The sequence below is a fragment of the Desulforamulus aquiferis genome (assembly GCF_030577015.1).
GTDB classification, from domain to species: domain Bacteria; phylum Bacillota; class Desulfotomaculia; order Desulfotomaculales; family Desulfotomaculaceae; genus Desulfotomaculum; species Desulfotomaculum aquiferis.
The window spans coordinates 1-5564 of the sequence record NZ_JARPTC010000042.1 but is presented as its reverse complement, the minus strand read 5'-3'; the positions used below and the strand labels follow the sequence as shown (position 1 = coordinate 5564).

Sequence of the window (5564 nt, the reverse complement as noted above, 5' to 3'; positions counted from 1 at the left end):
AGGTTTTTATCTTTGAAGTCTGTCAATAAACTTTACCTCCATCCTAATTATTCATGGGTAGGGGTGTGGTCTTGGGGTCAGGCATTAGTAGTAGCCCTTCCAGGGGGATGGGCAGTATATTTGAACGACCCTGGATTCCTCCCAAAAAGTCCCGCCAAAAACCACCCGGACCCCTCATCTCCACCAAATCAGGTTCCCCCTCAATTTTGGCCAATTGGGCCGCCAGGTCCACTGCTTCTTGGAAATTGCCTAATTCATCCACTAAACCCAATTCCTTGGCCTGTTTTCCCGAGTAGATACGACCGTCAGCCAGTGTTCTGGCCCTGTCCATATCCAGGTTGCGTCCCTCCGCCACCACTTTTACAAATTCCTCGTAGCTGTCATCTATGAGGCTTTGAAAGATTTGGGCCTCTTCAGGTGAAATATCCTTGTTGGTAGCTCCCATATCCTTGTAAGGTCCGGTGGTAAAGTTTATGGTCTCAACACCAATTTTTTCATATAGCTCTTTCAGCTTGGTAATCTGAATTATAACCCCAATGCTGCCGGTTAAAGTGGAGGGGTTGGCCACAATTTTATCAGCCTTAGCTGAGATCCAGTAGCCTCCCGAGGCAGCCATTTCACCCATGGACGCCACAACCGGCTTACCTGCCTCCCTTACACGTTCAACCTCTTGACCTATTTCATCGGAACCTACCGTTGTGCCGCCCCCGGTATTAAGCCGCAGCACCACAGCCCTAATGTCAGGGTTCTCCCGGGCCCGCTTAAGCTCCTCAACGATTCTGTCTGCCGCCGCCACTCCCCCGGTATTAAATCCTCCGGGGCTTGAGGAAACAATTTGTCCCTCTATACGAATAACAGCTATCTGTCCACCGGCACCTTCTCTATCCGCACTGTCTCCGGTATCCCCCTGGAAAACCATGGCTGCAGCCAAGGAAACCAGCACCAGGCCAATCACCACTCCCGTTATTAACTTGCGACGCAAAATAATCAACTCCCTGTTTTGGCTTATAGGTATTTCTTTAAGTTTCAAATTGGCTTAAGACAGGACCCCTATTAGCTTACGCCCCTTCATCAAAATAATACCTTATAATGAAGGTTTACCTAATAAAAAGAAAAGCTCTGGTAAAGTATACCAAAGCTGTCTTCTTATAATATAGTCCCTTATTCCTGTTTTTATTTGCTGCTTAATTTATGGGCCGCTCCCACAAAGTCTCTGAATAATGGGTGGGGGCGATTGGGTCTGGATTTAAATTCAGGGTGGAATTGGGTAGCAAGGAACCAAGGGTGATCCTGCAATTCAATGATTTCCACCAGCTTGCCGTTGGGCAGGGTGCCGCTGAAAGTCATGCCTGCTGTTGCCAGGTCAGCTCGGAAGTCATTATTTAATTCATAGCGGTGACGGTGTCTTTCGTAAATAATTTCCTGTCCGTAGGCCTTCTGAGCCAGTGTTTCGGCTGCAAGCTTGCAGGGGTAGGCTCCCAGTCTCATGGTGCCGCCCATTTTATCCAGATCCTTTTGCTCCGGCAGCAAATCAATAACCGGATGCTGGGTGTGCTGGTTAAATTCTGCACTGTTGGCTTCCTTCCAATCCAGGATGGAGCGGGCAAATTCAACCACCGCCAACTGCATACCCAGGCAAATACCTAAGAAAGGAATTTTGTTGACCCTGGCATAGTTGATGGCCTTAATCTTACCTTCAATACCCCTGTCCCCAAAACCACCGGGAACAAGAATCCCGTCCACACCTTTTAAGTACTGCTCTGGAGGATTTGCTTCCAGGTCCTCTGAATTCACCCAGCGAATTTCCACCGAAGATCCGTGGAACAGGCCGGCATGTCTTAGTGCCTCAGCTACACTGAGGTAAGCATCAGGCAAGGCAACATATTTACCAACCAGGGCGATGGTGGTGCAGGAACTAAGGTTTTTCATTCTGCCAACCATGTCTCGCCATTCATCCATATCTGCCTCGCCACATTGGAGGCGCAGTCTCTCCACTGCAATATCATCGAGGCCCTCCTGCTCCATCTGCAGGGGTACTTCGTAGATTGAGGAAGCATCCACGGCCTGAATTACTGCTTCTTTATCAATATCACAGAATAGGGCCAGTTTTTCCTCCATTTCCTTGGAGAAGGGCTTCTCGGTCCGACAAACCACCACATCAGGCTGAATGCCAAGACTTCTTAATTCCTTTACTGAATGCTGGGTTGGTTTTGTCTTTAGCTCATTGGCCATTCTTAAGTAGGGCACCAGGGTAACGTGGATGTACATGACGTTGTCCCTGCCCAAATCGGTACGCAATTGGCGTATTGCCTCAAGGAAGGGTAGGGATTCTATATCCCCCACGGTACCACCAATCTCGGTAAGAACCACATCCACATCCATCTCACGGCCAACCCGTAACACGCGATCCTTAATCTCATTGGTAATATGAGGAATGACTTGCACAGTGCCGCCCAGGTAATCTCCCCGGCGCTCTTTGCTAATTACTGACCAGTAAATTCCTCCGGTGGTAACATTGCTGCTTTTGCTTAAATTGGTATCAATAAAACGCTCGTAGTGGCCTAAATCCAGATCGGTTTCAGCACCGTCTTCTGTAACAAACACCTCACCGTGCTGGTAAGGGCTCATGGTCCCTGGGTCGATATTAATATACGGGTCGAGTTTTTGAATGGCTACTTTCAGCCCGCGGCTTTTTAGCAACCGCCCTAGCGAAGCTGCGGTTATACCCTTTCCCAGGGATGACACCACTCCGCCGGTCACGAAAATAAACTTGGCCATGGTTGCCTCCTGTCAAAATCAGTTGAATTTTGGCTGCCTATCCCATTCTAACGATCGGGACTTGTCCTGTCAATACTTTAGCTTCCCCACCCAAATCTTATTGCCAGCATATAGCCGATAAAAATCCCCACAATTCCCATAACCCCTGGCATTGTCTGGGGGGCAGGAACGGGAAGCTTCAAGATAGCAAAAATGAGGCCCACCGCGACCCCGGTAGCGGTGGACAAGATAATCTCCTTCATAAAAAACTTCTTCCCTTACATTTTTTCCGGTGCTGTCAAGCCCAGGAGACCCAGGGCATTTCGCAGCACTATACGTACACAATTCACCAATACCAGGCGGGTATTAGAGAGCTCTTCATTTTCCGTTATAACCCGGTGACTATTATAGAAGCTGTGGAACAGTCCCGCCAAGTCATGCATATAACGAGCAATTCTATGGGGGGAGAGCAGTTCAGCCGCAGAGGCAATTTCTTCAGGGAAATCAGCCAGCTTTCTTAATAGGGCCAGCTCCGCTTCTTCTGTTAAGAGGGAGGCATTTATGTTTTCCACCGGAGGCAGAAAACGTCCCTGTTCCTGCAGCTGGCGTAATATACTGCAAATACGGGCATGGGCATACTGGATGTAGAACACCGGATTATCATTGGTTTGTGATTTAGCCAGATCCAAGTCAAACTCCAGGTGGCTGTCGGGGCTGCGCATAACAAAGAAGTATCTGGCGGCATCCCGGCCCACTTCTTCGACCAGTTCCTCCAGGGTTACAAATTGGCCTGTCCGCTTGGACATGCGCACAATTTCTCCCCCCCTGTAGAGACGAACCAGCTGCATTAAGATTATGTGTAAATTATCCCGATTGTAGCCTAGGGCTTCCATAGAACCCTTCATGCGGTTGACATGGCCATGGTGGTCAGCCCCCCAAATATCAATGACCCAATCAAAGCCCCGTTCAAATTTGTTCCAATGGTATGCTATGTCAGCTGCAAAGTATGTGGGTATGCCGCTTGATCTGACCAGCACCTCGTCCTTTTCATCACCAAAATCAGTTGCCTTAAACCACAGGGCATTTTCATTCTCATATATGAAGCCTCTCTTATGAAGCTCGTCAAGGGTTTTTTGAATGGCTCCACTGTCATGCAGGGACTGCTCGGAAAACCATTCATCGTAAACAACTCCAAAGTCAAGGAGTGTGCTTTTAATTTGGGCTAGCTTTTCCTGCAGTGCATAGGCAGCAAGGGTCTGGCGGCGAACTGCTTCCTCAGCATCGGCCAGTTCCCGGCCATGTTTTTCTATATAACCCTTTACTGTATCGGTGATGTCCTCCCCATGGTAGCCTTCCTCGGGCATAGCAATGTCCTGCCCCAATTGCTGTAAGAAGCGTACCTCCAGGGATCGGCCAAAGTTTTCTATTTGATTTCCTGCGTCGTTAATATAGTATTCACGACTGACCCTATACCCGGCAAAGTCCAATATGGCTGCCAGGCTATCTCCCAGTGCTGCTCCCCTGGCATTACCCATGTGCAAAAGGCCGGTGGGATTAGCACTTACGAACTCTACCTGCACCCGGCGTCCATCACCTATTTCCTGACGACCGTAGTTCCTATCTTCACTGGAAATTAGGGGCATGACCCCGTAAACCCAGCCAGGTTCCAAATAAAAATTAATAAAGCCCGGGCCCGCAATTTCTACCCGCTCTACCCCGGTTCCTTTGAGATCCAGGTTGTCTACGATTGCTTCAGCGATCTTCCTCGGTGCCATCTTAGCAGACCGAGCCAATTGCATGGCCAGATTGGAAGCGAAGTCACCATGGCCCTTTTCCCTGGGCACCTCAATTACTACCTCGGGTATCTCGACCTGATTAATGCTACCCTTTTCCATGGCTCCTTCAATGGCCTTTTGTACTCCTTGGGCCAGAGTTTTTCTAATGGTCTCCACCAATCCTTGCAACGGGTTTATCCTCCTTAATATGTATATCTAAAGAATTTCTACCTACTTTGGCATGATTTAATTCTAATTCATATTCTAGCTTAATACTTCCCCCTAGGTCTGTCAAGTCAACCTCAATGTTCCACGGCTTAACTGCCATATCCAAATTGCCGAAGGAAGTTTGGTAGCAAGAGCGATGCAGTTTACCCAGTTCAAATACCTGTCTGTTATTGACACTGCCGCTACGGACCAGGGTTATTACCCGCCCTTGAACTTTAATTGATGTGGTGGCATTTTCCATGCCGGTTACAGCCGTTTCTTTGTAGATGATATAGTAGCTGTCTCCCCTTTTGTAAAAAGAACCGGGAGAGGTAAGCTCTATAATTTCCGTTTCATTATCCAGATCTGTCCGGCTAGACTTAACTTTGACCAATACATTTTTCCCCAAAAGGCCTACACCTCTTAATTTTATTCCTAGACAATATTTTAACCCATATTTCAGGTGTGCTATTATAAGGTACACATTAAAAGAGCGGAACTGGCGTTCCGCTCTTTTAATGTGTAAGTATTAAATGTCTTACTGCTTTTCTAGCCTGGAGTATGGTCGCGTCCAGCTAGGGTAACAAAAGAAGTACCAATATACAGGTACTCAATCTTACCTTCTTTAGCCAGGTCAGAGCAAGCCTTGTCAACTTCTTTCTTTTTGAAGCCAAGCTTCTCAGCGATTACACGGGGCTTCTCTTTGCTAACACCTTCAAGATACTCGAGGATTTTAGCTTTAATTTCTTCCATTTAAATACACCACCGTTTCTTACCATCCTGTCGGGTGGTACATATATTCAGACGCCGCCGCCAATCGGCGGC

The 5564-nt window shown here is 47.9% G+C and carries 6 protein-coding genes; all 6 read right to left on the bottom strand.

The window, feature by feature from the left end:
• Positions 1 to 43: 43 nt before the first annotated feature.
• The 6 genes from sppA to P6N53_RS18320 all read right to left on the bottom strand — a co-directional run bounded on the left by sppA (position 44) and on the right by P6N53_RS18320 (position 5492).
• Positions 44 to 982 (bottom strand): signal peptide peptidase SppA, encoded by a 939-nt coding sequence (gene sppA / locus P6N53_RS18345; protein WP_304545813.1) that lies wholly within the window; start codon positions 980 to 982, stop codon positions 44 to 46.
• A 191-nt stretch (positions 983 to 1173) separates the two neighbouring features.
• Positions 1174 to 2778 carry a CTP synthase gene (pyrG, locus tag P6N53_RS18340; protein ID WP_304545812.1) on the bottom strand — a complete coding sequence of 535 codons (1605 nt, stop codon included), beginning with the start codon at positions 2776 to 2778 and terminating at the stop codon, positions 1174 to 1176.
• Positions 2779 to 2855: 77 nt separating this feature from the next.
• Positions 2856 to 3020 carry a XapX domain-containing protein gene (locus tag P6N53_RS18335; RefSeq protein WP_304545810.1) on the bottom strand — a complete coding sequence of 55 codons (165 nt, stop codon included), beginning with the start codon at positions 3018 to 3020 and terminating at the stop codon, positions 2856 to 2858.
• Positions 3021 to 3035: 15 nt separating this feature from the next.
• On the bottom strand, positions 3036 to 4721 hold the full coding sequence (gene argS / locus P6N53_RS18330; protein WP_304545807.1) for an arginine--tRNA ligase: 1686 nt from the start codon (positions 4719 to 4721) through the stop codon (positions 3036 to 3038).
• Positions 4696 to 5133: a YwiB family protein gene (locus tag P6N53_RS18325; protein WP_304545805.1), complete on the bottom strand. Its 438-nt coding sequence runs from the start codon at positions 5131 to 5133 to the stop codon at positions 4696 to 4698. The genes argS and P6N53_RS18325 overlap by 26 nt, the downstream gene beginning before the upstream one ends.
• 155 nt (positions 5134 to 5288) lie before the next feature.
• Positions 5289 to 5492, bottom strand: a complete 204-nt coding sequence (locus P6N53_RS18320; RefSeq protein WP_304545803.1) for a hypothetical protein — start codon at positions 5490 to 5492, stop codon at positions 5289 to 5291.
• Positions 5493 to 5564 lie beyond the last annotated feature (72 nt).

What these genes read in the sequence shown, in the direction of transcription:
- pyrG (WP_304545812.1), bottom strand. Translation starts at nt 2,778, where the DNA reads ATGGCCAAGTTTATTTTCGTGACCGGCGGAGTGGTGTCATCCCTGGGA.
- P6N53_RS18335 (WP_304545810.1), bottom strand. Translation starts at nt 3,020, where the DNA reads ATGAAGGAGATTATCTTGTCCACCGCTACCGGGGTCGCGGTGGGCCTC.
- P6N53_RS18320 (WP_304545803.1), bottom strand. Translation starts at nt 5,492, where the DNA reads ATGGAAGAAATTAAAGCTAAAATCCTCGAGTATCTTGAAGGTGTTAGC.